The organism is Promicromonospora sp. NFX87 (assembly GCF_048564965.1).
Classification (GTDB): Bacteria; Actinomycetota; Actinomycetes; order Actinomycetales; family Cellulomonadaceae; genus Promicromonospora.
Map to the genome: position 1 here is coordinate 1,376,414 of NZ_CP183413.1, position 23,710 is coordinate 1,400,123.

At 73.1% G+C, this 23,710-nt stretch carries 23 protein-coding genes and 1 riboswitch; of the genes, 12 read left to right on the forward strand and 11 right to left on the reverse strand.

Annotation, left to right across the window (positions count from 1 at the left end; all coding sequences use genetic code 11):
• Window positions 1-2: 2 nt before the first annotated feature.
• Window positions 3-1,190, reverse strand: a complete 1,188-nt coding sequence (locus ACNYC2_RS06130) for an ROK family protein (RefSeq protein ID WP_419706174.1) — start codon at window positions 1,188-1,190, stop codon at window positions 3-5.
• A 90-nt stretch (window positions 1,191-1,280) separates the two neighbouring features.
• Here ACNYC2_RS06130 and ACNYC2_RS06135 point away from each other — a divergent pair, with 90 nt between their 5' ends.
• From ACNYC2_RS06135 to ACNYC2_RS06155, 5 genes are read left to right on the forward strand one after another with little or no spacing between them, the layout of a single operon-like run.
• Window positions 1,281-4,022 carry a carbohydrate-binding protein gene (locus tag ACNYC2_RS06135; protein ID WP_419706175.1) on the forward strand — a complete coding sequence of 914 codons (2,742 nt, stop codon included), beginning with the start codon at window positions 1,281-1,283 and terminating at the stop codon, window positions 4,020-4,022.
• The gene (locus ACNYC2_RS06140) at window positions 4,022-4,912 is read left to right on the forward strand and encodes a carbohydrate ABC transporter permease (protein ID WP_419706176.1); all 891 of its coding nucleotides are present in this window, start codon (window positions 4,022-4,024) and stop codon (window positions 4,910-4,912) included. The genes ACNYC2_RS06135 and ACNYC2_RS06140 overlap by 1 nt, the downstream gene beginning before the upstream one ends.
• An 11-nt stretch (window positions 4,913-4,923) precedes the next feature.
• A complete protein-coding gene (locus tag ACNYC2_RS06145; protein ID WP_419706177.1) occupies window positions 4,924-5,805 on the forward strand; it encodes a carbohydrate ABC transporter permease in 882 nt (293 codons plus the stop codon).
• A 47-nt stretch (window positions 5,806-5,852) separates the two neighbouring features.
• On the forward strand, window positions 5,853-7,187 hold the full coding sequence (locus ACNYC2_RS06150; protein WP_419706178.1) for an ABC transporter substrate-binding protein: 1,335 nt from the start codon (window positions 5,853-5,855) through the stop codon (window positions 7,185-7,187).
• A gap of 52 nt (window positions 7,188-7,239) precedes the next feature.
• Window positions 7,240-9,447, forward strand: a complete 2,208-nt coding sequence (locus ACNYC2_RS06155; protein ID WP_419706179.1) for an alpha-galactosidase — start codon at window positions 7,240-7,242, stop codon at window positions 9,445-9,447.
• Here ACNYC2_RS06155 and ACNYC2_RS06160 read toward each other — a convergent pair.
• Window positions 9,403-10,620, reverse strand: coding sequence for an MFS transporter (locus ACNYC2_RS06160; RefSeq protein ID WP_419706180.1), 1,218 nt, complete (start codon window positions 10,618-10,620; stop codon window positions 9,403-9,405). The two genes, ACNYC2_RS06155 and ACNYC2_RS06160, sit on opposite strands and share 45 nt — an antisense overlap.
• A 59-nt stretch (window positions 10,621-10,679) precedes the next feature.
• On the opposite strand from ACNYC2_RS06160, the gene ACNYC2_RS06165 reads away from it, so the two are divergent.
• The 3 genes from ACNYC2_RS06165 to ACNYC2_RS06175 all read left to right on the forward strand — a co-directional run bounded on the left by ACNYC2_RS06165 (window position 10,680) and on the right by ACNYC2_RS06175 (window position 13,072).
• Complete coding sequence (locus ACNYC2_RS06165) at window positions 10,680-11,261, forward strand: sugar O-acetyltransferase (RefSeq protein WP_419706181.1); 582 nt, start codon at window positions 10,680-10,682, stop codon at window positions 11,259-11,261.
• Window positions 11,262-11,278: 17 nt separating this feature from the next.
• Window positions 11,279-11,824 (forward strand): TetR/AcrR family transcriptional regulator, encoded by a 546-nt coding sequence (locus ACNYC2_RS06170; protein ID WP_377134549.1) that lies wholly within the window; start codon window positions 11,279-11,281, stop codon window positions 11,822-11,824.
• Between the two features lie 72 nt (window positions 11,825-11,896).
• Complete coding sequence (locus ACNYC2_RS06175) at window positions 11,897-13,072, forward strand: NAD(P)-binding domain-containing protein (RefSeq protein ID WP_419706182.1); 1,176 nt, start codon at window positions 11,897-11,899, stop codon at window positions 13,070-13,072.
• Here ACNYC2_RS06175 and ACNYC2_RS06180 read toward each other — a convergent pair.
• The gene (locus ACNYC2_RS06180) at window positions 13,006-13,656 is read right to left on the reverse strand and encodes a DUF1345 domain-containing protein (RefSeq protein ID WP_419706183.1); all 651 of its coding nucleotides are present in this window, start codon (window positions 13,654-13,656) and stop codon (window positions 13,006-13,008) included. The two genes, ACNYC2_RS06175 and ACNYC2_RS06180, sit on opposite strands and share 67 nt — an antisense overlap.
• Before the next feature lie 78 nt (window positions 13,657-13,734).
• Window positions 13,735-13,797: riboswitch (guanidine-III (ykkC-III) riboswitch) on the forward strand.
• 11 nt (window positions 13,798-13,808) lie between these two features.
• Between ACNYC2_RS06180 and ACNYC2_RS06185 the strand changes: the two genes are divergently transcribed.
• Genes ACNYC2_RS06185 through ACNYC2_RS06200 form a run of 4 tightly spaced genes read left to right on the forward strand, consistent with a single transcriptional unit; the run spans window position 13,809 to window position 16,807 of the window.
• Window positions 13,809-14,123, forward strand: coding sequence for a DMT family transporter (locus ACNYC2_RS06185; protein ID WP_419706184.1), 315 nt, complete (start codon window positions 13,809-13,811; stop codon window positions 14,121-14,123).
• 56 nt (window positions 14,124-14,179) lie between these two features.
• Window positions 14,180-15,118, forward strand: coding sequence for an alpha/beta fold hydrolase (locus ACNYC2_RS06190; RefSeq protein ID WP_419706185.1), 939 nt, complete (start codon window positions 14,180-14,182; stop codon window positions 15,116-15,118).
• The gene (locus ACNYC2_RS06195) at window positions 15,087-15,716 is read left to right on the forward strand and encodes a maleylpyruvate isomerase family mycothiol-dependent enzyme (protein WP_419706186.1); all 630 of its coding nucleotides are present in this window, start codon (window positions 15,087-15,089) and stop codon (window positions 15,714-15,716) included. The genes ACNYC2_RS06190 and ACNYC2_RS06195 overlap by 32 nt, the downstream gene beginning before the upstream one ends.
• Entirely contained in the window at window positions 15,713-16,807 is a 1,095-nt protein-coding gene (locus ACNYC2_RS06200) for a hypothetical protein (protein ID WP_419706187.1), read from the forward strand. Before ACNYC2_RS06195 ends, ACNYC2_RS06200 begins: the two co-directional genes overlap by 4 nt.
• Here ACNYC2_RS06200 and ACNYC2_RS06205 read toward each other — a convergent pair whose 3' ends face one another.
• From ACNYC2_RS06205 to idi, 8 genes are read right to left on the reverse strand one after another with little or no spacing between them, the layout of a single operon-like run.
• Window positions 16,808-18,163 carry a TIGR01777 family oxidoreductase gene (locus tag ACNYC2_RS06205; RefSeq protein WP_419706188.1) on the reverse strand — a complete coding sequence of 452 codons (1,356 nt, stop codon included), beginning with the start codon at window positions 18,161-18,163 and terminating at the stop codon, window positions 16,808-16,810.
• Entirely contained in the window at window positions 18,160-19,029 is an 870-nt protein-coding gene (locus ACNYC2_RS06210) for a prenyltransferase (protein ID WP_419706189.1), read from the reverse strand. Before ACNYC2_RS06210 ends, ACNYC2_RS06205 begins: the two co-directional genes overlap by 4 nt.
• Window positions 19,019-19,348, reverse strand: a complete 330-nt coding sequence (locus ACNYC2_RS06215) for a lycopene cyclase domain-containing protein (protein ID WP_419706190.1) — start codon at window positions 19,346-19,348, stop codon at window positions 19,019-19,021. The genes ACNYC2_RS06210 and ACNYC2_RS06215 overlap by 11 nt, the downstream gene beginning before the upstream one ends.
• Window positions 19,345-19,671, reverse strand: coding sequence for a lycopene cyclase domain-containing protein (locus ACNYC2_RS06220; RefSeq protein ID WP_419706191.1), 327 nt, complete (start codon window positions 19,669-19,671; stop codon window positions 19,345-19,347). Before ACNYC2_RS06220 ends, ACNYC2_RS06215 begins: the two co-directional genes overlap by 4 nt.
• Window positions 19,671-21,224: a phytoene desaturase family protein gene (crtI, locus tag ACNYC2_RS06225; protein ID WP_419706192.1), complete on the reverse strand. Its 1,554-nt coding sequence runs from the start codon at window positions 21,222-21,224 to the stop codon at window positions 19,671-19,673. Before crtI ends, ACNYC2_RS06220 begins: the two co-directional genes overlap by 1 nt.
• A complete protein-coding gene (locus ACNYC2_RS06230; protein WP_419706193.1) occupies window positions 21,221-22,105 on the reverse strand; it encodes a phytoene/squalene synthase family protein in 885 nt (294 codons plus the stop codon). The genes crtI and ACNYC2_RS06230 overlap by 4 nt, the downstream gene beginning before the upstream one ends.
• Complete coding sequence (locus ACNYC2_RS06235) at window positions 22,102-23,145, reverse strand: polyprenyl synthetase family protein (protein WP_419706194.1); 1,044 nt, start codon at window positions 23,143-23,145, stop codon at window positions 22,102-22,104. Before ACNYC2_RS06235 ends, ACNYC2_RS06230 begins: the two co-directional genes overlap by 4 nt.
• The gene (gene idi / locus ACNYC2_RS06240) at window positions 23,142-23,705 is read right to left on the reverse strand and encodes an isopentenyl-diphosphate Delta-isomerase (protein WP_419706195.1); all 564 of its coding nucleotides are present in this window, start codon (window positions 23,703-23,705) and stop codon (window positions 23,142-23,144) included. The genes ACNYC2_RS06235 and idi overlap by 4 nt, the downstream gene beginning before the upstream one ends.
• Window positions 23,706-23,710 lie beyond the last annotated feature (5 nt).

Genomic DNA, 23,710 nt, shown 5'->3' on the forward strand with positions numbered 1-23,710 from the left:
CGTCACGACCTGCCGTAGTGCGTGACGAAGTCCTCGACGGCGCAGGCTGCCGCGCCCCGTGCCCAGTCGACGAACCGCAGGGGGCGCAGCTCGATGGCGGAGCGGGCCGCCGACCCGAAGGCCCGCTGCTCGAACGCGGCGCGCACGTGCGGGTCCATGACGTCGTAGTCTCGCTCGTCGTCGGCTGGCTCCGGGGTGCTGCCGATGGCCTCGCCCGTGATGACGATGTGCTGGGCGCCGAGCAGGTTGGCGATGGTCGCGATCCCGGTGCCGACGGCGCTGCCCGCGTCGGCGAGCACCCGGACGGCGTCGGGCTGGCCGGAGCGGGCGAGCTCGGCGACGTCGCCGATGCCCAGCCCGGGGAAACCGGCCTGGGCCATGCGCTCCAGGATCGAGGCCGATCCCGCGATGGCCTCGACGCAGCCCCGGTTGCCGCAGTGGCACAGCGGGCCCTCGGGGTCCACGAGCACGTGCCCCACCTCGCCGGCCACGCCGAAGCTGCCGTGCACCACCTGGCCGTTGACGAGCAGCGCGCAGCCGATGCCGGTGCCGACGGTCACCAGCGCCAGCGAGGACAGGCCCCGCCCCACGCCGTACCAGCGCTCACCCGTGAGGAGCGCGCGGACGTCGTTCTCGACGGTGGCCGCCAGGCCGGTGCGGCGTGCCACCTCCTGGCCGAGCGGCACGTCGTGCCAGCCCAGGAACGGTGAGTAGGCCACGTGCCCCGAGGCGGCGTCGACGTCGCCGGACACGGCCAGGCCGACGCTGCCGACCTCGGGCCGGCCGGCCCGGAGCCGCTCCACCACGTCGGCGACCTGCGCGACCAGGGCCTCGGGCTCGTGGTCGCCGACGGGCACGGTGAGCTCGTCCAGCACGCGGCACCGCAGGTCGCACAGCACGCCGAACAGCTGGTCGGCCGTGACCTTGATGCCGATCGCCAGGTGCGCCTCCGTCCGCACGGTCACCACGGTGGCCGGCCTGCCGAGCGCGCCCTCGGTGGACGCGCGGCCGCCGGTCTCGTCCAGCAGCCCCGCCTCCAGCAGCGGGCGCACGGCACGCGTGATGGCACCCGGCGTCAGCCCCGTGTCAGTGGCCAGGGCGGTGCGCGACGCGTCGCCGGTCATCACGAGCTGCTGGAGGACACGTGTCCCGGCCGGGCTCAGCGTCGGCACCTGGGGTCTGGCGGGCATGCGCCGACTCTAGCCGGGCGACTTAATTGACAGCAACAAAAAAAGACTGTTGAGTGTGCGGCACCCAGCAACGTCGCCGGAGGAGCCTCCATGTCAGTCAAGTCCGAACCCGTCCGGACCCGCAGAGCCGCCCGTTCGTGGCTCGCCGTGGGCCTGGCCCTCGCCGTCGTCGGCACCGTCGGTGTGGCGCCCGTGACGGCCGCGCCCCTGTCCGCGTCCGACACCCCGCCGTCTGCGGCCAAGCAGTCCGCAACCATCGAGGCCGAGGCCACGCAGGTGGTCCTGGACGGCGCGAGCCGGTCCGGGTGCTCGTCCTGCTCGGGCGGGGGCAAGGTCGGCAGCATCGACCCGTCGTCCACCGTGTCGGTGCCGGGCGTCCTCGCACCCGAGGCGGGCTCGTACGACGTCACGCTGCACTACCTCAGCGGCGACGACACCCGCGCCCTGACCGTGACGCCCGACGGCGGCGAGACCGTCGCCGTGCCCGTCGCGTCAACGGGCGGCTGGGACCGGGTCGGCACCGTCTCGGTGACCCTGCCCCTGCACGCCGGCGAGAACCGGCTCACCCTGACCGCGCCGGCCGGTTCGCTCGGCCCCGACCTGGACCGTGTCGTGGTCGAGGGCGCGACCGCGAAGGACTACGCGCTCACCGACCCGGCGGCGGCCGACCCGGTGCCGGTCGACCCGACGCCCGCCGCCCCCGGCCGCAGGCACGTCACGCTGCGCGGTGGCGACGTCACCGTCGACTACTCCCTCTCCAGCGGCACCGCCGACGCGCGGTGGGGCCGGCACCAGGCGGTGACCGGGTTCTACAGCGGCGTGCGCCTGGGCGACGGCTTCGTCACCACCAAGCAGTACGACGGCGCCTGCCGGCTCACCGGCACGCGCACGGTCACCTGCGCCAGGCCCGGGCTGCCCACGCTGCGGCAGGTCTTCGTGTTCGACGGCGACCGCTCGTTCTCGGTGCGGCTGGACGTCACCGGCACGGACGGCCCGGTCACCACCTCCATGATGGTCCCGGTCATGACCGACCGGCCCGGCTCGGTGGACCTCGGGCACGACGGCGACAACCGGATGGTGCTGGTCCCCTTCGACAACGACCACTGGGTCCGTTACGAGACACCCGCCATCCAGGACGTCACCCCCGCGCAGCGCAGCTTCGAGGTCACCTCGTTCATCGACGACGCCTCGCGCCGCGGCCTCGTGGTCGGCTCGCTGGACCGGGACACGTGGAAGTCCGGCGTCGTGGCCGACGGGAACGCCGATGGCGGGCTGGACCGGCTGCAGGCGGCCGCGGGCCTGACCGACTGGAGCTACGACTACGGCGACGGCCTGAACAGGTACCAGTTCAACCGCGAGCTCAAGCCGCACGGCGACGTCAGCGGCGCGACGGTGAGCTCGCCGCGCATGTTCGTGGGCTACTACGCCGACTGGCGCGAGGGCATGGAGACGTTCGGCCGCGCGGCGGCCCAGGTGGCGCAGTCGCGCACGTGGTCGGACGGCACGCCGTTCGGGTTCAACAGCTGGGGCGGCCTCGGCGCCCGCGGTGGCGACGCCGCCGTCATGGACGAGGTCTCGGAGTTCCTCGCCGAGGAGACGCCGGCCTTCCGGAACACGCGGTCCGCCAACGGCCCGTACGTGGGCGTGGACTCGTACTGGGACAAGATGCTGGCGCCCGAGTACTCGTTCGAGGACCCGGACACCTCCTGGGCGGAGCTCGAGCAGTACGTCGCGGACGTCAAGGCGCGCGGCCAGGAGCCGGCCCTCTACTTCCAGCCGTTCGCCAACTTCTGGAAGGAGGGGCTCGACGAGCGCATCGGCGGCACCAAGCTGTGCGACACGTGCGAGAACCAGACGTACCGCGAGATGGCGCTCAAGGTGAACGGCGTGCCGGTGAGCATCGACGGCGCGTGGGCGCTCGACCCGACCAACCCCGGCGTGCAGAACCGTGCGCGGATCGCCCTGAGCAAGTTCCGCGAGCTGGGCGTGCGCTACGTCAAGCTCGACTTCCTGACCCACGGCTACGTCGAGGCCGACAGCTGGTCCGACGGGTCGGTGCACACCGGCCAGCAGGCGTTCCGCCAGGGCATGGCGCAGGTCGTGGACCACGTGGGCGACGACATGTTCATCGACCTGGCGATCTCGCCACTGTTCGCCTCGGAGTTCGCGCACGCCCGGCGCATCTCGTGCGACGTCCACGGCGCCCTGAACAACTGGCACCCGACCCAGCCCGACCGGTACCAGAAGAGCACGGAGTACCTGCTCAACTCCCTGACGTACGGCTGGTGGCTCGACGAGGTCTACGCCTTCAACGACGGCGACCACGTCCAGTTCGGCAACTACGAGTACGACGGCGACGCGAACGCCTACCTGCTCCAGGACCCGTACCCGAGCATCTGGCCCGAGGGGCAGAACCGGGCGCGCGTCACCTCCGCCGTCATCACGGGCATCTACCAGGTCAGCGAGGACGTCACCGCGACCGGCCACCCCGTGATCAAGCAGCGGGCGCGCGACCTGCTGCAGAACCCGCGGATCAACCGGATCGCCGAGCTCGGCCGCTCCTTCGCCCCGGTGCAGGCGGGCCCCGACCGGTTCACCGCCGCCGACACGTTCACGCTGCGCGACGGCGCGACCACCTACGTCGCGGCGTTCAACTACGGCGCCTCGGCCCGCACCACCGACGTCGCCCTGCGCGACCTCGGCCTGGGCGCGGGCCGGTACGAGGTCACCGAGCTGTGGACCGGCCAGCGGAGCCACGCCACCGGCCGGCTCCGGGCCGCCGTCCCCGGCGAGGACGTGCGCGTCTGGGCCATCACGAAGGGCCGGCACTGATGGCAGAGGCTCTCCGCCGCCGTCCGCGGACCGAGCTCTGGGCCGCGCTCGGGATGATCGCCCCGGCTGCCGTCGGGTTCGCCGTCTTCTACCTGTACCCGACCCTGCGCGGCGCCTACCTGTCGCTCACCGAGTACAACGTGCTCGGCAGCCCGGTGTTCGTCGGCCTGCAGAACTACGTCGACATGGCGCAGGACGACGTGTTCTGGAACGCCGTCCGCGTCACGCTCCTGTACGTCGTGCTCAACATCGGGTTCCAGACCGTCCTCGCCGTCGGCCTCGCGGTGCTCATGCACCGGCTCACCACGTCGGTGCTGATCCGCGGCAGCCTGCTGCTGCCGTACCTCATCGCCAACGTCGTCGTCGCGCTGCTGTGGTACTGGATGCTCGACTACAACATCGGCATCGTCAACGCGGTGATCGACGCCGTCGGGCTGCCCAAGGTGGCGTTCTTCGGGGACGAGGCCTGGACCATCCCCACCATCGCCGCGGTCAACACGTGGCGGCACCTTGGCTACACGGCGCTGCTCGTGTTCGCGGGCCTGCAGATGATCCCGCGCAGCGTGTACGAGGCGGCGTCCGTCGACGGCGCGGGGGAGTGGCGCACCTTCTGGCGCATCACCCTGCCGCTGCTGCGCCCCGTGCTGGTGCTCGTGCTCGTCATCACCGTCACGGGCGCCTTCCAGGTCTTCGACACCGTGGCCGTGACCACGTCCGGCGGGCCCGGCAACGCCTCGCGCGTGCTCCAGCTCTACATCTACGAGCAGGCGTTCGAGCGCGGCCACTTCGGCTACGCCTCGGCCATGTCCGTCGTCCTCTTCCTCATCCTCGCCGGAGCGGCGTTCGCGCAGATGCGTCTGCTGCGCGCCGGCGAGTCCGACCTTTCCTGATCGGAGCGCACATGCGTACACGGATCACCTGGGGACGGGCGCTGGCCTGGATCGTCCTGTGGTTCTTCGTCCTGGCCACCGTGCTGCCCTTCTACTGGATGCTGCGGACCGCACTGTCCGACAACCACGCGCTGGCCGCCCAGTCCTTCTCGCTACTGCCCGCCGACCTCACGCTGGGGCCGTTCGAGCGCGTGTTCGGCCTCGCCACCCCCGAGGAGGCGCTCGCGGAGGGCGGTTCGGGCGGGTCGCTGAACTTCTGGCTCTACCTGCGCAACTCGCTCGTGGTCGCCACGGGCATCACGGTCTTCCAGGTCCTGTTCTCCGCGATGGCCGCCTACGCCTTCTCCCGCCTGCGGTGGCGCGGACGAGACGCGTGGTTCGCCGTGTTCCTCGGCGCCCTCCTGGTGCCGCCGATCTTCACGTCGCTGCCCAACTTCCTGACGGTCAAGTCGCTGGGCCTGCTCAACACCCTGCCCGGGGTAATGCTGCCCAGCCTGTTCATGACGCCGTTCGCGATCTTCTTCATGCGCCAGTTCTTCCTCGGCATCCCCCGGGAGATCGACGAGGCGGCGATGATCGACGGCGCCAGGCCGTGGCGCATCTTCTTCCGGATCATCCTGCCCATCTCGGCGGCGCCGGTCACGACGCTCGGCATCCTCACCTTCATCAACTCCTGGAACGACTACTTCTGGCCGCTCCTGGTGGGCCAGACGGAGGAGTCCAAGGTGCTCACCGTCGCGCTGGGCGTCTTCCGGTCCCAGACGCCGCAGGGCGCGCCCGACTGGGCCGGGCTCATGGCCGCGTCGCTCGTGGCGGCCCTGCCCATCGTGATCCTCTTCGCGGTCTTCGGCCGCCGGGTCATCAACTCCATCGGGTTCTCGGGGATCAAGTAGCCCCGTCCCGCCAAGCCCCTGCACCACCTGTGAAAGGAACGTACGACATGAACAGAAGGACGCTTGCGGGTGTCAGTGCCGCTGCCCTCGCGTCGCTCTCCCTGGCCGCCTGCTCGGGCGGCGCCGACGCCGCCGAGGCCGCCGGCCAGATCGACTACTGGCTGTGGGACGCCAACCAGCAGCCCGCGTACCAGCAGTGCGCCGACGCCTTCCATGAGGCCAACCCCGACCTCACGGTGAAGATCACGCAGCGCGGCTGGGACGACTACTGGTCCGCGCTGACCACCGCCTTCTCCTCGGACACCGGCCCCGACGTGTTCACCGACCACGTGTCCAAGTACCCCGAATTCGTCGCCAACGGGCAGCTCATGCCGCTGGACGAGCACGTGCAGGACGTCGACCTCGACCAGTACTCCGAGGGCCTCGCCGACCTGTGGGTGGCGCAGGACGGCAAGCGCTACGGCCTGCCGAAGGACTGGGACACCGTCGCGATCTTCTACAACCAGCAGATGGTCGACGACGCCGGGCTGAGCGAGAAGGACATGCAGCAGCTCGACTGGAACCCGGACGACGGCGGCAGCTACGAGGCCGCCATCGCGCGCCTCACCGTGGACGCGAACGGCGTGCGGGGCGACGAGCCGGGCTTCGACAAGGAGAACGTCGCGGTCTACGGGCTCGGCATCCCCGGCGCGGGCTACGAGAACGGCCAGACCGAGTGGAGCATGTACGCGGCCACGACCGGCTGGACCCTCACCGACAAGAACCCGTGGGGCACGCACTACAACTACGACGACCCGCGCTTCCAGGACACCATCGCCTGGTGGTACTCCCTCGTGGAGAAGGGGTACATGCCGCCGCTGGAGACGACCATCGGCGCCTCGGTGAACGACAACTTCGGCGCCGGCAAGTCGGCCATCAACATCAACGGCGACTGGATGCTCTCCACCTACTTCGGGTACGACGGCGTCGACGTCGGCCTGGCGCCCACGCCTACCGGGCCGAACGGGCAGCGCGCCAGTATGTTCAACGGCCTGGCCGACTCCGTCTGGGCGGGCACCGACAACCCCGAGGGCGCCGCGAAGTGGGTGGCGTTCCTCGGCTCGGCCGAGTGCCAGGACCTCGTCGGCGCGGCGGGCGTCGTCTTCCCGGCCATCACGAGCTCGGCCGAGCTCGCCACCGAGGCCTTCGCCGAGAAGGGGATCGACGTCACGCCGTTCACCACGCATGTCGAGGACGGCACGACGTTCCTCTTCCCGGTGACGGAGCACGCGTCCGACATCCACGCGATCATGACCGCCGCGATGGACGACGTGCTGGGCGGCAAGGCCGACGTCAGCTCGCTGACCGAGGCGAACGAGCAGGTCAACGCCCTGTTCGAGTAGTACGGCTCGAGCAGTACGACAGCACGCTGGACGACGAGGGGAAAGAGGCGGCATGGAGCTGAGCACGGGGGCCATCGCGGAACACCTGCGCCGCGGGGGCACGAGTGTGGTGCTGCGGCTGGAGGACACGGAACTGCCGTGCCTCCTGTACTGGGGCACCGACCTGGGGGACGCGGAGACCGCACCGATCCTGGAGGCGACCGCACGGCCGGTCGGCGACAGCGTGGTCTACGCCAACCCGGTGGTGGCTCTGCTGCCGCGACACTCCTCCGGCTGGCTCGGCCGGCCCGGACTGGTCGGCTCGCGGGCCGGCCGGTCCTGGTCGATGTCGTTCGACGCCGTCACGCACGAGGTCGCCGAGGCGGGCACACCCCGGTGGCCCGACGGCGCCCCGGGCGCCGTCCGCGTGCGCAGCACCGGGACCGACGCCGTGAACGGGCTGGTGGTCACCACCGAGCTGGAGCTGCACGCCTCGGGGCTGCTGCGCCTGCGCGCCGGGGTCCGGAACACCGGGCCCGACGGGTACGAGGTGGTGTCCCTGCTGCCCGCGCTGCCGGTGGGCGAGCAGGCGAACGAGCTGCTCGACATGACCGGGCGGCACAGCCGCGAGCGCACACCGCAGCGCAGGCCGTTCGACCAGGGTTCCTGGGTGCGGGAGGCGTGGGGCGGTCGGCCGGGGCACGACAGCGCCACGGTGCTGTGCGCGGGCGAGGCCGGGTTCGGGTTCCGGCGCGGCCGCGTCTGGGGCGTGCACCTCGCGTGGTCGGGCAACCAGGTGCTCACGGCGGAGCGCTCGCCGTCGGGCTGGCGGCTGCTGCGCGGCGGCGAGCTCCTGCTGCCGGGCGAGCGGGTGCTCGCGCGCGGCGAGGAGTACTGGTCGCCCTGGCTGGTCGCGTCGTGGGGCGAGGGTCTGGACGAGCTCTCGTCCCGGGTGCACCGGTTCCTACGGGCCCGCCCTCAGCACCCGCGCTCCACCCGTCCGGTGCTGCTCAACGTGTGGGAGGCCGTCTACTTCGACCACGACCTGCCGCACCTGCTCGACCTGGCGGAGCGGGCGGCCGCCGTCGGCGTGGAGCGCTACGTGCTCGACGACGGGTGGTTCCGCGGGCGCCGGGACGACACGGCGGGCCTGGGCGACTGGTACGTGGACGACGGCGTCTGGCCCGACGGCCTGGCTCCGCTGACCGACCGGGTGCACGAGCTGGGCATGCAGTTCGGGCTGTGGTTCGAGCCCGAGATGGTCAGCCTCGACTCCGACCTCGCGCGCGAGCACCCGGAGTGGCTGTTCGGCACCGGGCGCGGGCCCGGCGTGCCCTCGCGGCAGCAGCACGTGCTCGACCTGGGGCACCCCGAGGCGTTCGACCACGTCCTGGAGCGGATGTCGGAGCTGGTGGCGCGGTACGGCATCGACTTCATCAAGTGGGACCACAACCGGCCACTGGTGGACGCCGGGCACCAGCCGACCGGGGTGCCGGGCGTGCACGTGCAGACGCTCGCCACCTACCGGCTGATGGACGCGCTCAAGAGCCGGTTCTCCGGCCTGGAGATCGAGTCGTGCTGCGGCGGCGGCGGACGGCTCGACCTCGGCGTGATGGAGCGCTGCGACCGGGTCTGGGTCTCCGACAACATCGACGCCCACGAGCGCCAGCGCATGCAGCGCTGGACCTCGCTGCTCCTGCCGCCGGAGCTGCTCGGCACGCACGTCGGCTCCGCCCGGGACCACACCACCGGGCGCTCCCTCGACCTGGACTTCCGGGCCGGCACCGCGGTGTGGGGGCACCTGGGCATCGAGTGGGACCTGTCCGCGGTGAGCGACGCCGACCTGGACGAGCTCGGCGAGTGGGTGGCGGTGCACAAGTCGCTGCGCGACCTGCTGCACACGGGCGACGTCGTGCGCGCCGACCCGACCGACCCGGCCGTCTGGATCGAGGGCGTGGTCGCCGCCGACCGGTCCGACGCCGCCTACCGGGTCGCCATGGTCGAGCACCCGCTCACGGACCCGCCGGGCCGGATCGCGCTGCCCGGCCTGGACCCCGACCGTACCTACCGGGTGGAGCTGGTCGCGCCGTCCGACGGCGCCGTGAGCCCGGCCGACGCGCCCGCCTGGGTCAAGGGCATCGAGCTCGGCGGCCGGGTCCTGGCGGAGGTCGGCCTGGTCTGCCCCAGGCTGGCGGTCGACACGCTGGTGCTGCTGCGCGTGACGGCGGTCCGGCGCTCAGCGGGCGGGGGTGGCGCGCCGGTTCTGCAGGACGCCCGATAGCAGCACCACCAGCAGCCCGGCGACCGGCACGACGAGCAGGCCGTAGCGCAGGCCGACGGCGTCGGCGACCAGCCCGACCAGCGGCGGGGAGGCGAGGAAGCCGAGCCGCATCAGCCAGGACACGACGGTCAGGCCGGTGCCGGCGCGCAGGCCGGGCAGCTCGTCGGCCTCGTGCATGGCGGCGGGGACCAGGGTCGCGCTGCCCAGCCCCGCCGCCGCGAAGCCGAGGATCGTGCCGGGTACGGTCGGGAACGCGAGCGCCAGCCCCATGCCGAGCGCGATGATCACGCCGCCGGCCCGGGCGACCGTGCGCTGGCCGAACCGGTCGACCATACGGTCGCCGAGCATGCGCCCGACGAACTGGGCGCCGACCAGCGCGACGAAGCCCGTGGCGGCCAGGGCGGCGGGGGCGCCGAGCGAGCCCGAGAGGTAGAGCGTGGCCCACGAACTGCCGGCGTCCTCCACGAGGGCGCCGCCGACGGCGATCAGGACCAGGGCGGTGACGAGGAACAGCGTGCGCGGGCTCAGGCAGGGGCGCCCCACGGCGGCGGTGGGCGTCTCGGTGGCGACGGCGGCGTCGTCCTCGCCGTCGCGCCCGGGGAGCCGGAACCGCAGCGCGACGAGCGCGACGGTGGCGAAGACGGCGGTGGAGATGCCGAGGTGCACGCCCAGCGGCAGGCCGAGCGCGATGGCGGCGGCGCCCATGGAACCGCCCAGCACGGCGCCGATGGACCACACCGCGTGGAAGCCGTTGATGATCGAGCGCCCGTAGCGCCGCTGCACCCGCAGGCCGTGGGCGTTCTGCGCGACGTCGGTGATGGCGTCCATGGCGCCGCCGAGCAGGAGCGCGGCCACCAGCAGCCCGAACGACGGCGCGAGACCGGCGGCCAGCACGCCGAGGCCCGTGAGGATGGTCCCCGCGACGGCCGCCTGCGCGGACCCGAGCTTGCGGACCAGGAAGCCGGCGCCCAGCCCCGCGATGATCGCCCCGGCCGGGAACGCCGCGACGGCGAGGCCGTAGACGGCGTTGTCGAGCTCGAGGGCGGCCTTGATCTCGGGGTAGCGCGGGACCAGGTTGGCGAACAGGGCGCCGTTGGTCAGGAACAGAGCGGCGACGGCGGCGCGGGCGCGCCGGTCGGCGGGTTGCGGGATGGAGCCCGGGGTGAGTGCCATGTGTACGAGCGTACCCATCCAGCGTACGAACGTACACATCGCGCGCTATGGTGTGCCCTATGGCCCAGGACTACTTCGCCGACGACCCCCGGACGAACCGCGAACGCATGCTCGCCGGCGACCTCTACGTCGCCGACGACCCGGAGAACGCCCGGCTCGCGCAGCGCGCCCTACGGCTCGCCGACGCCTACCACCGCGCCTCGGTCGCGGAGGACGCCGGTGCCCGGTCGCTGCTGGCGGAGCTGCTCGGGACGCTGGGGGAGGACGCGTACGTCAAGCCGCCCCTGTTCGTCGACTACGGCGAGAACGTGCACATCGGCCCGCGCACGTTCGTCAACTACAACCTGACGGCGCTGGACGTCGCGACCATCACGATCGGCGCGGACTGCCAGATCGGGCCGGGGGTCCAGCTCCTGACCCCGACGCACCCCGTCGAGCCGGGGCCGCGCCGGGACAAGCTGGAGGCGGCGCTGCCGATCGTGCTGGGCGACAACGTCTGGCTGGGCGGCGGTGTCGTCGTGTGCCCGGGCGTGACGATCGGGGACAACACGGTGGTGGGGGCCGGCGCGGTGGTCACCAAGGATCTGCCGGCGAACGTCGTCGCCGTCGGGAACCCCGCCCGCGTGGTCCGCGAGATCTGACGGGACGGGACGCCGAGATGACCGTGCGCCGCCACGATCCCGACCGCAGGAGCCGGATCATCGACGTCTGCCTCGACCTGATCGCGGAGGTGGGGCTCTCGGGGGTCTCGCACCGCAAGGTGGCGGCGGCGGCCGACGTGCCGCTCGGGTCGATGACCTACCACTTCGCCGGGATGGACGAGCTGCTGCGCGAGGCGTTCGGCCGGTTCTCACGGAGCGTCAGCGACGGCTTCGAGCAGCGGATGAGCCAGGCCACCGACCTGGCGAGCGCGCGGGCCGCCGTCGTCGAGATCATCACGCGGGACGTGTTCGGCACCCAGCGGGACCTCGTGCTGACCCACGAGCTCTACACGCTCGCGGCCCACGAGCCCGCGTACCGCGAGCTGACCAACGCGTGGATGGCGCAGTCCCGGGCGGCGCTCGAGCGGCACTTCGACCCGGTCACGGCCCGGATGCTCGACGCGCTCATCGAGGGGCTGACCATCCACCGCGCCCTGGACACGGAGGCGCCGCGGCTGGAGACGGTGACCGAGGCGGTGCGGCGGATCACCACCCCCGCCTGAGCCCGCCGCACCCGTGGGCAGCGCCACAGGCCGGTGCGGGAACATCCGTGCACCAGCGATGTTGTCCCCGGTGTGAGCGACGAACTGCGCGGGGCGGACGAGCTGCGCCGGGCGACCGTGGTGGTGATCGGCGGCGGGCAGGCCGGTCTCTCGGCGGCGTACCACCTGCGGCACCGGGGTTTCGTGAGCGCCGTCGAGCAGCCGGACGCCGAACGCACCTACGTGGTCCTCGACGCGAACCCCGCGCCGGGCGGCGCCTGGCAGCACCGCTGGGAGTCCCTGCGGATGGCCACCGTCAACGGCATCTTCGACCTGCCCGGCCTGACCCAGCCCGCCGTCGACTCGACGGAGGCGAGCCGCGCCGCCGTCCCGCGGTACTTCGCCGGCTACGAGCAGACGTTCGCGCTCCCGATCCTGCGCCCCGTCCACGTGGTCGCGGTGCGCCGGGCCGACGACGACCCGGACGGCGACCTCGTCGTGACGAGCGACAGGGGCTCCTGGACCACTCGGGCCGTCATCAACGCGACAGGGACCTGGACCAACCCCGTGCTGCCGCACTACCCGGGGCAGGAGACGTTCGTGGGCCACCAGCTCCACACCCGCGACTACGTCCGGGCCGAGGAATTCGCCGGACAGCGCGTGGCGGTCGTCGGCGGCGGCATCTCCGCGATCCAGCTCCTGGAGGAGATCTCCCGCGTCGCGACCACCCGCTGGTACACCCGCCGGGAGCCCGTCTTCCTCGACCGCGAGTTCCAGCCCGAGACCGTGGGCCGCGAGACCATCGCCAAGGTCATGGCCGACGTCGCCGCGGGCCGGCCCACGGGGAGCGTCGTCTCGTACACGGGGCTGGGCTGGACGTCCTACGCGCTCGCGGCGAAGGACCGCGGCGTCCTGGAGCGCCGCCCGATGTTCAAGGCGATCGAGCCCATGGGCGTGCGCGAGGCGGACAACACCTTCACCCCGGTCGACACCATCCTGTGGGCCACCGGGTTCAAGGCCGACCTGACCCACCTCGACCCGCTGCGCCTGCGCAACGAGCTGGGCGGCATCGCGCTGACCGGCACCCAGGTGGTCGCCGAGCCGCGGCTGCACCTCATCGGCTTCGGCCCGTCGCAGTCGACGGTCGGGGCCAACCGCGCGGGCCGCGAGGCGGCAGCGGCAGTGGTGCGGCTGCTCCGGGCTCAGGTGCCGGCCAGCCCCGCGACCAGGTTGATGAGCAGCGCGACGACCACCGTGCCGAACAGGTAGGCCAGCAGGGCGTGGACCTGGGCGACCCGGCGCATCGCCGAGGAGGCGAGGTCCGTGTCCGAGACGGCGAAGCTCATGCCCACGGTGATCGCCAGATAGGTGAAGTCGGTGTACCGGGGCGGCTCCGACTGGTGGAAGTCGATCCCACCCGCCGGGGCGGTGTAGTAGGCGCGGGCGTAGCGGAGCGCGAACACCGTGTGCACGCAGGCCCAGGAGACCACCACCGAGGCGAGCACCGTGGCCATCGTGATGTCGCCGCTGCCCAGCACGCCGCCCACGAGCGTCACCGCGACGCCCGCCAGGCTGGCCACCGCCGCGAGCAGCACAATCAGGTGCGCGACGGTCCGCGCGGGCTCCTCGCGCACCGCGTGCTCGCTGGTCGCCTCCGGGTCCATCGGGACGATCACCAGCACGGTCCAGGTCACGAACACCACTCCGGCCGCGGCCCAACCGCCCAGCAGCGCGGCCGCCACGGAGTCCGGGAAGAGCAGCCAGCCCACCAGCGCTGCGACCAGCAGGGCCGTGCCGAACCGCACCCAGTTCGGGCCGTCCAGCACCCGGCTCACCCGCCGCATCCGCGTCATGCGCACAGTCAACCAGCGGGTGGCCCACACCACCGTGCGACGGCCTGCCGCGGCGAGCCGGGGTGTGCGAGGATCGGAGCAGGACCCCAAGGGTCCCCGGACGAGGGTTGCCGTACCCGGTGTGCGAAAAGACGGCAACTGAGGAGCACACCATGTCGTGGATCGTCCTTGTCGTCTCCGGCCTTCTCGAGGCCGTCTGGGCCACCGCCCTCAGCCGTTCCGACGGGTTCCACAACGTCGGGCCGAGCATCGTCTTCGGGGTGGCCCTCGTCGCCAGCATGGGCGGCCTCGCGTTCGCCCTGCGCGACCTGCCCGTCGGCACGGCCTACGCCGTCTGGGTGGGCATCGGGGCCGCGACCACCGTCGTCTGGGCCATGGCCACCGGCGCCGAACCCGTCTCCGTCGTCCGTGTCCTGCTGATCCTCGGACTGATCGGCTGCGTCATCGGGCTCAAGCTGACGCACTGACGCGCCGGCGCGCCGAACTCGGGCGAGTGAGCAGTTCCCGCACGACAATGTTTCGGGTGACCGATACAGACACCTGGTCGCCGACCACGTACGTGCGCAACGGCGACGTCGAGCTCGCCTACGACCGCTTCGGGGAGCGCGGAGGCGTCCCGCTCATGCTCATGATGGGCCTCGCGATCTCCCGCTTCTGGTGGCCGGACGGCTTCTGCCGGGCGCTCGCGGACGAGGGGTTCGACGTCGTCCGCTACGACCAGCGCGACACCGGTGCGTCCACCAGGTTCAGCGAGACCGTGCGGCACGGGCACTGGCGCATGCTGCGCCCCGGGGCAGGCGCCTACACGGCCGAGGACCTGGCGGACGACGCCGTCGCGGTGCTCGACGCCGTCGGCTGGGACCGTGCGGTGGTGTTCGGGCACTCGCTGGGCGGGATCGTCGCGCAACGGGTGGCGCTGCGCCACCCGGACCGGGTGCTCGCGCTGGTCTCGTGCGACGCCCCGCCGAGCGACGCGATCGGCTACCGCGCCCTGCGCTACCTGCGGTTCGGGCTGGTCGCGCGCAACGTGACGAAGCGCCATCCCGCGGGCCACGCGGGCGACGTCGCCGCGTCCCTGGCCATCGCCAGGGGGATGGCATCCCCGGCCAACCCGTGCGACGAGGCCGCGGCCCTCGACCGGATAGAGCGCGGGCTGGAGACCGGGCCGAGGGACATGGCCGGGATCGGCCGCCAGCTGCACGCGCGATGGCAGGGCGCGCGGCTGCGCGAGATCAAGGCGCCCACCCTCGTGCTGCAGGGCGCCGACGACCCGCTCATCCGGATGTCGGCGGCCCGCACCGTGGCACGCGAGATCCGCGGCGCGAAGCTGGTGGTCCTCGACGGCATCGGGCACGACCTGCCGCCGGTGGCCTGGCCAACGATCGTGCAACAGACCCGGCAACTCGTCGCGACGTCGGTAAGGTCACACCGTGACCAGCCTGTCAGAGATCCAGGACCGTGAGCGTTCGGCACTCGTCGACGACCTGCGCACGTTGACGTCCGAGCAGTGGCGCTCGCCGACCCTGTGTGACACGTGGGACGTGGAGGACGTCGTCGCGCACCTCGGAGCCGCGTCGCTGCTCTCGACGTGGGGCTGGATCCGCAGCATCGTCGGCGCGCGGTTCGACTCCGACGTGCACAACCGGCGGCGCCTCGAGGAGTTCCGTGGCGCGACGCCGGTGGCGACACTCGAGCGCTTCGCGGAGACCGGGCCGATCGGGCTGCCCAGCAAGGAGAGCCCGGCGGGACTGGGCGAGCTGGTCGTGCACGCCGAGGACATCCGCCGGCCGCTGGGGCTCCGGCACGAACCGGACGCCGAAGGGCTGCTCGCCGTCGCCCGGTTCTTCGCCGCCAAGGACTTCGCGGTCAACAGCCGGTCGCTGGTCAAGGGCCTGCGCCTGATAGCGACCGACGCCGACTTCCGGTCGGGTTCCGGCCCCGAGGTCGGCGGGCCGCTGCTCTCCCTCGTCATGGCGATGGCCGGCCGCCCCGCGGTGCTCGACGACCTGAACGGGGACGGCGTGCCGGTGCTGTCCCGGAGAACGGCCGGCGTCCGGTGATCACGCCGGAGGCGCTGCTGGACGGATGGCGCGGGCGCCGGTTCCTGCTGGAGCTCGCGCTGGCCGCCGAGGCGTACCCCGCGGACCGGTACGTGACCGATACGCCGCTCGCGCTGGCGGTGATGTCGGCGGCCCACGCCCTCGACCCCGGCCAGGGACAGATGGTCGTGGCGGTCTCCGGCCCCGGCCCGCACGAGATGCCGCCGGCCGCGACCGCCGAGTCCGTGGCGTCCCTGCTGGAGACGTCCCGCCTCGGCGACGTCGACCAGGGCATGGCACTGCGCGTGTTCGCCGACGCGGTGGCCAACGCCCGCTACTGGCAGGAGCCCGACGGCAGCGACGTCCTCGCCGCCACGCCCGTCGTGCGTGCCGCCCTCGGCCGCGTCGCCCGGCACGTCGCCGGTTCCGCGACCGGCATCGGCTGGTGGAGCGCGCCCCTCGACCCGGCCGACCAGCACGCCGTCACCTGGGAGGACGGCCCCGGGGAGCAGGCGCCGCGTGCGGCGGACCGGCTGGCCCGGTGGCGCTCCGACCTCGCGGTCCAGGAGGCCCAGGCCCGGGCGAAACGGCTCGCGCGCCCGGAAGCGACCTGGAGCGCGGAGTGGTGGTCGACCCCGCCGACGGACCTCGTCCGCACCACCAGGAGCCTCGGCTGGGCGGGGCCCGTCGGCGTCTGGCTGGTGGAGGACGCAATGAGCTGGGAGCGCGCCGTCACGCACCGGGTAGCGACGCCGGCCGGCGCGCGCGTCCACGAGATCGACGGCCCCGAAGCGTGGGCCGCGCTCTGCCGCGCGTACCCGCTGGAGGTGACCGAGCAGAAGCGGCACGACTGGTACGACACCACCGGGCGCCACGGACGCTGGGTCGTGCCTGACTGGGCGGCGGTCGCCGTCGACCACGACGCCGTCCACCTCACGGCCGCTGCGTACCTCACCGCGGCCGGGACCGTCGTCCCGGTCGACGACGGCGTCGCGAGCGTCATCGCCGGATGGAACCCCGACGAGACCTACTGGCTCACCGACGACGCCCGGCCGGAGGAGGACGGCGCGGTGTGGGTGTGCGACGACCAGGACTGGGTGCCCGGGTCCTGATCAGGCCGAGGTGCGGCTGCTCCGGCCGAGAAGGTGGCGCAGCGCCGGTTCGAGGGTCGGGTGCCGGAACCGGTGGCCCCGCCCGAGCAAGGCTGCCGGGTACAGCCGCTGGCTGGCCTCGGCGAGCTCGGTCGCGCCCTCCGCGCCGAGCAGCAGCCGCGGCCCGAAACCGGGCACCGGCAGGAGCGCCGGCCGGCGCAGCACCCTCGCCAAGGTCTTCGCGTAGGCGGCGTTGCGCACCGGCTCGGGTGCGACGGCGTTGACCGGGCCCGACAGCCCGGTGTCGTAGAGCGCGCGGTGGTAGATGTCCACCAGGTCGTCGATGCCTATCCAGGACTGCCACATCCGGCCGTCGCCGAGCCTGCCGCCCAGCCCCGCCGCGAACAGCGGGTAGAACAGGCGAAGCGTCCCGCCACGCGGTGACTGCACCAGACCGGTGCGGACGTTGACCACCCGCAGCCCGGCCTCGGCGGCGCCGGCGGTCGCCTGCTCCCAGTCGGCGACGAGGTCGGCGAGGAAGCCGTCGCCTCGCGCGGCGGACTCGTCGAGCATCTCGTCCCCGCGGTCCGGGCCGTAGTACCCGATCGCGGAGGCCGAGACGAAGACCTTCGGTCCGTCCGGGGTGCGTCCGGCCAGCTCGGCCAGCGCCCTGGTGGGCCCGATCCGGGAGTCGCGCACGGCGGCGCGGTGCGCCGGCGTGAACCGGCCGGCGATGGAGGCGCCCGCGAGGTGGATCACGGCGTCGACGCCGTCGAGCAGGCCCCCGGCCGGGGCGGCCGGGTCCCAGTGGCGTTCGTCGGGGCCGTGCGGCCGTCCGCGGACCAGCCGGACCACGCGGTGGCCGGCGGTGGTCAGGAACGGCACCAGGGCGCTGCCGACGAACCCGCTGCTGCCGGTCACCGCGACGACCATCGGCCGGTCGCCGCTGTTCCGCGCGGTGGCCTGGGCCGCCAGGTCCATGCGGAGCTGGCGGTGCCGGTAGGCGAACATGGCGCGCAGCAGCCCGGGAGGCACGTTGGTGTGCACGGTGTCGGTGATGCGGGTGCGCAGGCCCTCGTCGCGGAGCTCGTGCACGTGGCGCCACCGCACGCCCCAGCGCAGGGGCGCGGAGACCAGCTCGTCGACGAACCGCTCGGGCGGCTCGTAGCCCGAGTGCCGGGCGACCCAGCGCAGCCCGAGGGGGAGACCCAGCACCGCCTCGCCGTCGGCCAGGGACGTGGCCTCCCGGACCACCTGCATGGGTACCCACGGCGGCGTGAGCCGCAGGACTGCACCCGGTCGCTCGTGCCAGGCGAAGACCTCGGAGCGCGGGTAGGCGACCACGCTCGACCAGGTCAGTGGCTTGACCGGGGTCATGGCAGCCCTCCGTTCCGTAGGACGTACAGGATGAGGATCATGGTCACGGCGGTGCCCACCGCGTAGTTGACCCAGAGGAAGTGCCGCCATCCGCCGTTCGCGCGGGCGGAGTCCTCGTCGCGCAGCCGCGCGTAGGGCAGCGCCAGGGCGAGGTAGGGGAGCGCGAGGAGGCCGGCGAGCGCGCCGGGCCAGCCCGTCGTGGCGACCAGGAGGCCGGCGGCGGTCCAGGCCCCCAGGGCGAGGCGCACCGTGCGGGCGGCGCCGAGGGCGGTGGCGACCGAGGAGATGCGCCCCTCGCGGTCGGGCACGATGTCCTGCACCGCGCCGAAGGCGTGGCTCGCCATGCCCCACAGGAGGAAGGCGCCGAGCACCGCGTACGTCCCGGCCGTAGGGGAGGCCTGGGCCAGCGCGAGCCCGTAGACCGCCGGGCTGACGAAGTGGACGCTGGAGGTCAGCGAGTCGAGCACCGGCACCTCCTTGAAGCGGAAGGGCGGCGCGGAGTAGGCGACGAGCGCGAACAGGCTGACCGCGAGCGCCGCCCACGACAGCGGCGGGCCGAGCACGACCAGCGCGACGACGAACGGGACGCAGCTGACCACGGACGCGACGAGGATGGCGCGGTGGCGCGCGGGCGGGAGCAGGGCGCCCTCCATGCCGCCCTTACGCGGGTTGGTCAGGTCGGACGCGTAGTCGAACACGTCGTTGATGCCGTAGAGCGCGAGGTTGTACGGCACGAGGAAGAACAGGGTCCCAATGACGAACGCGGCGTCGATGTCTCCCGTGGTCAGCAGGTAGGCCGCCGCGAACGGGTAGGCGGTGTTGATCCAGCTCAGCGGCCGTGAGGCGCGTGCGAGGTCAGCGATCATCGCGGCCCCCGAACCTGTCCCCGAACACGGACCACAACGCCGGCAGGAGGATGACGGCGGCCAGGGGGTAGGAGAAGTCCTCGACGGGCGCCAGGCCGATCCGGGCCCCGGAGATCTGGGCGTCGGCGTAGGTGAAGAGCCCGCTCGCGATCATGACGTTGTCGAACACGGCGGTCAGGAGCATGAGGGCGCCGGCGGCGAGCGCGAGGGCGCGCCATCCGGCGACGGGCTTGCCGGACCGTCGCGCCGTCCGCCGTGCGACGAGGGCGGCGACCGTGGCGAGCGCGAGGAAGGCGAGCGCGAGCAGGAGGTAGGTCATCGCCGGGCCTCCGCGCGGTCCAGGACGCGCTGCGCGCCCAGGACGAGCACCATCGTGAGCTCGCACAGGAACAGCAGGAACACCAGCTCCTCCAGCGGTAGCTCGGGCGCGAGCATGAGCCCCGTCATGTACTGGCCGGTGCCGTGGAAGAACACGCCGAGCCCGATGCCCGTGAGGTCCCACGCGAGGAAGAACGCGGTGCCGACCGCGAGGACGGCGGCCGCGCGCCGGGGCGACCGCCAGCAGAAGAGCCGGTAGCGGGCGTCGAGGAGCAGCACCCCGGCCGCCGAGAACAGCAGCACGGCGAGGTAGGCGAGGCTCATCAGTCCTCCCGCAGCGGGCCGGCGCTGGTGTCGCCCCGGAGCCGTTTGAGCACCAGCTCCGCGCTGATGAGGCACATGGGCAGGCCTATCCCGGGGATGGTGGTCGCGCCGGCGTACAGGAGGTTGCCGACGCGGGAGGACACGTTCTTGCCGCGGAGCATGGCGCTCTGCCGCAGCGTGTGGCCGGGGCCGAGGGCGCCGCCGCGCCAGGCGCCGAAGTCGCGTTCGAAGTCGGCGGGCCCGATGGTGCGCCGCACCACCACGCGTTCGGCGAGGTCGGGCGTGCCGGTCCACCGCGCGATCTGGGCGATGGCCTGGTCGGCCACGCGCTCCACGCCCGGGTCCCCGGCGCCGTCGATGCCGCCGGCGCCCATCGTGGTGTCGGCGGGCACCGGGACCAGGACGAACAGGTTCTCGTGCCCGGGAGGGGCGACGTCGTCGGTGGCGCTCGGGCGGCAGACGTAGAGCGACGCCGGCGACGGGACGGACCGGTGGTCACCGAAGATCGCGTCGAACCCCTGCTGCCAGTCCTGGGCGAACAGCAGCGAGTGGTGGGCCAGGGCCGGGAGCTCGCCGCGTACCCCGAGGAGCGCCAGCACGGCGCCCGGGCCGGGGTCGCGCCGTCGCCACCAGCGGTCGCTGTGGCTGCGGTGCTCGGGGCCGAGCAGCTCGTGCTCGGTGACGCGCAGGTCGGCGGTCGACACCACGACGTCGGCCTCCAGGTGGTGGGTGCGGCCGGTGCCGTCGTCGACCTCGACGCCGCTGACCGCGCCGTCCGCCACCGTGATCCGCTGCACGCGCTGCCCGGTGAGCAGCTTGGCGCCCGCGCGCTGGGCGACCCGGGCGACGGCGTCGATCACCGCGCCGAAGCCGCCGCGCGGGTACAGCACGCCCTGGGTCACGTCGAGGTGGCTCATGAGGTGGTACATGCTGGGCGCGGCGCTCGGTGACGTGCCGAGGAACACCGCCGGATAGCCCAGGATGCGGCGTACCCGGTCGTCGGTCGTGTGGCGCGCGATGAAGTGGTCCAGCGGTTCCCCGAGCAGGCGCGCCAGGCGTGGCGCCCGGCGCACGAGGTCCGGGTCGACCAGCGGCCCGAGCGAGGCGAACGTCGCGTACAGGAACCGTTCGGTGGCGATCCGGTAGGTCTCGGCCGCCGAGTCCAGGTAGGCGCCCAGCTTCGGTGCGGACGGCGGGTCGAGCGCGAGCAGCGCCTCGCGGGCGCCGTCGGCGGGCAGGTCGAACGGTTCGGGGTCGCCCTCGAAGAAGACCCGGTAGGAGGGGTCGAGCCGCACCAGGTCCAGCTCCTCGCGGGCGCTGGTGCCGAGCAGCCGGAAGAAGTGGTCGAAGACCTCCGGCATCAGGTACCAGGAGGGTCCGGTGTCGAACCGGAACCCGTCGCGCTGCCACCGTCCGGCGCGGCCGCCGAGCTCCGACCGCGCCTCCAGCAGCGTGACCTCCGCGCCGTCCCGGGCGAGCAGGGCCGCGGTCGCCAGGCCCGAGATACCGCCGCCCACGACGACGACCCGCCGGTCCCGGAGGTCGCCGGTCATGCCCGTCCTCCCGCATGCGTGGTCGTGAGGACGGTGGCGACGATGCGCAGCTTGACGGCCTTCGGCACGGACACCCGGTGCCCGCGCAGCTGGGCGGCGGGGACGTTCCGGAGCCGGTCGTTGAGCTCGGCGAAGAGGCCGGCGGCGAGCGCCGTCGCCCGGCGCGGCCCCGCGGGCAGCAGCGGTATGACGGCGCGCGCGGCGACCAGGTCGGCGTCGATGTCCTTGATGATCACTGCCTTGTGCTCGTCGTCGAGGTGGTCCGGGCCGGTGCCCGGGAAGTAGGAGCGGCCCAGGCGGTCCTCGTCGTCGCCGAGGTCGCGCAGGAAGTTGATCTTCTGGAACGCGGCGCCGAGCCGGCGGGCGCCCTCCTCCAGCTTGCCGCGCGTCGCGGGCAGGACGGGGTAGCCGTGCAGGAAGGCGCACAGGCACATGAGCCCGACGACCTCGGCGGAGCCGTGCACGTAGGTGCGGAACTCGCCGACGCTGAGCGCGGCCATCGGGTCCAGGTCGCGGCGCATGGAGGCGAAGAAGGGGCGCACGAGCGAGTCGTCGATGCCGACGATCCGCGCGGTGCTGGCGAAGGCGTGGACCACTATGTTCGCGCTGAACCCGCTGCGCAGGGCCGCGTACGTCTCGTTCTCGAGCCCGTCGAGGGCGCTGCGGCACTCGGCGGGTGCGAGGCCCGCCTCGTGCGCCGGGCCGTCCACCACCTCGTCGGCCACCCGCACCAGCGCGTAGATGTCCTCGATCATCGCGCGGGTGGCGGGCGGCAGCAGCCGGGTGGCCAGGCTGAACGACGTCGAGTAGGCGCCGAGCACGCGGGCCGCCGCGGTGTGGGCGGTGTCGGTGTAGAGCGCGAGGGAGGACGACGGGTTCATGCCGTACGCCCCGCGAGCTGGTCGGCGAGGCCGGTGAGGTCGTGCTGGAGGCCGGCGGGCAGCGCCGTCCGGCCGATGGTGGCGACGACCTCTTGTCGCCTGGCCTCGATGAGGTCCGACATCCCCGTGCGGGCGCCGCTCGCGATCAGGGCGTCCCGGAGCAGGTCCGCGCCGGGCTCGTCCAGGTTCGGGTCGCCCCACAGGTAGCGCACCGCGTTCCAGGCGGGGTGCTCCTCGGCGAACGCGACGAGCAGGGTCCGCTTGCGTTCGCGCAGGTCGCCGGTGGTGCTCTTGCCCGTGCGGCGGGCGTCTCCGAAGACCCCGAGCATGTCGTCCCGGAGCTGGTAGAGCACGCCGAGCGCCGTCCCGACCCGTTCGAGCTCGGCCTTGGTGCGGTCGTCCGCCCCGGCCAGCGCGGCACCGGCACGCAGCGGTGCGGCGAACGAGTAGCCGCCGGTCTTGTTCTCCATCATCCGCAGGAGCTGCTCGGGGGAGCCGGAGGCGGTGCCCAGGCCGAACGCGACGTCGTCGTGCTCGCCCGCGGCGGCGCGGAACAGGCAGTCCTCGACGATCTCGGTCAGCTCCTCGCGTGCGGACCCGCGGATCCGTGCGACGAGCGCGTACGTGGCGCTGAGCAGCAGGTCGCCGCCGAGGATCCCCGACGCCTGTCCCCAGGCCGCCGCTGATCGCTCCGGCAGTCCGCTGGTCAGCGCGTCGTCGGCGAACTCGGCGGTGACGGTGGGGCGGCCGCGCCGCCTGAGGTCGCCGTCGATCACGTCGTCGTGCAGCAGCAGGGCCGTGTGGAGCAGCTCGAACGCGGCGGCGGCGACCGTCGCGTCCTCCAGGTGCGTGCCGCCGAGAGCCCGGTGCGTGTCGAGCAGCAGCCGGGGACGCAGACGCTTGCCACCCTCGCTGGAGCGCGCCAGCCGCCGCCACAGGAGCGCGTAGTGCTCCGCGAGCGGGGTGGCGCGCCTGATCCGGTCCTCGAAGAACTCGGCCAGGACGGTGTCGACCGCCTCACGGGGGAGGGTCTCGGTCATCGCGGCGCTCCTTCGTCAAGGGCCGTCGCGGTGTCCGACGGCGCGTAGAGCTCCATGTCCTGTGCCTGGCCCACGAACCACGGGGAGAACGCCCAGGGCGTCGCCCGGAGGGCGCTGCCCAGCAGGCCGGGGTCCACCCAGCGCAGGTCCATCACCTCGTCCGGGTTCGGCTCCGGCTCCTCGTCGGTGAACGCGACGTAGACAGGGCACACCTCGTTCTCCACGACTCCCGAGGCATCGGTGGCCCGGTAGCGGAAGTCGGGCAGCACGGGCCGGAGATCGCGCACGGCCAGCCCGAGCTCGTCCTGGGCGCGGCGGACGACGGCGTCCTCCATCAGCTCGTCCGGCTGCGGGTGCCCGCAGACGGAGTTGGTCCACACCCCTGGCCAGGCGCGCTTGCCGAGGGAGCGCCGGGTGACCAGCACCTGGCCCTGGGCGTTCAGCACGTGGCACGAGAACGCCAGGTGCAGCGGGGTGTCCGTGGTGTGCACGAGGTGCTTGAGCTGGGTCCCGACCGGCACGCGGTCCTCGTCCAGCAGGACGACTCTCTCTGGCGGCACGTGCC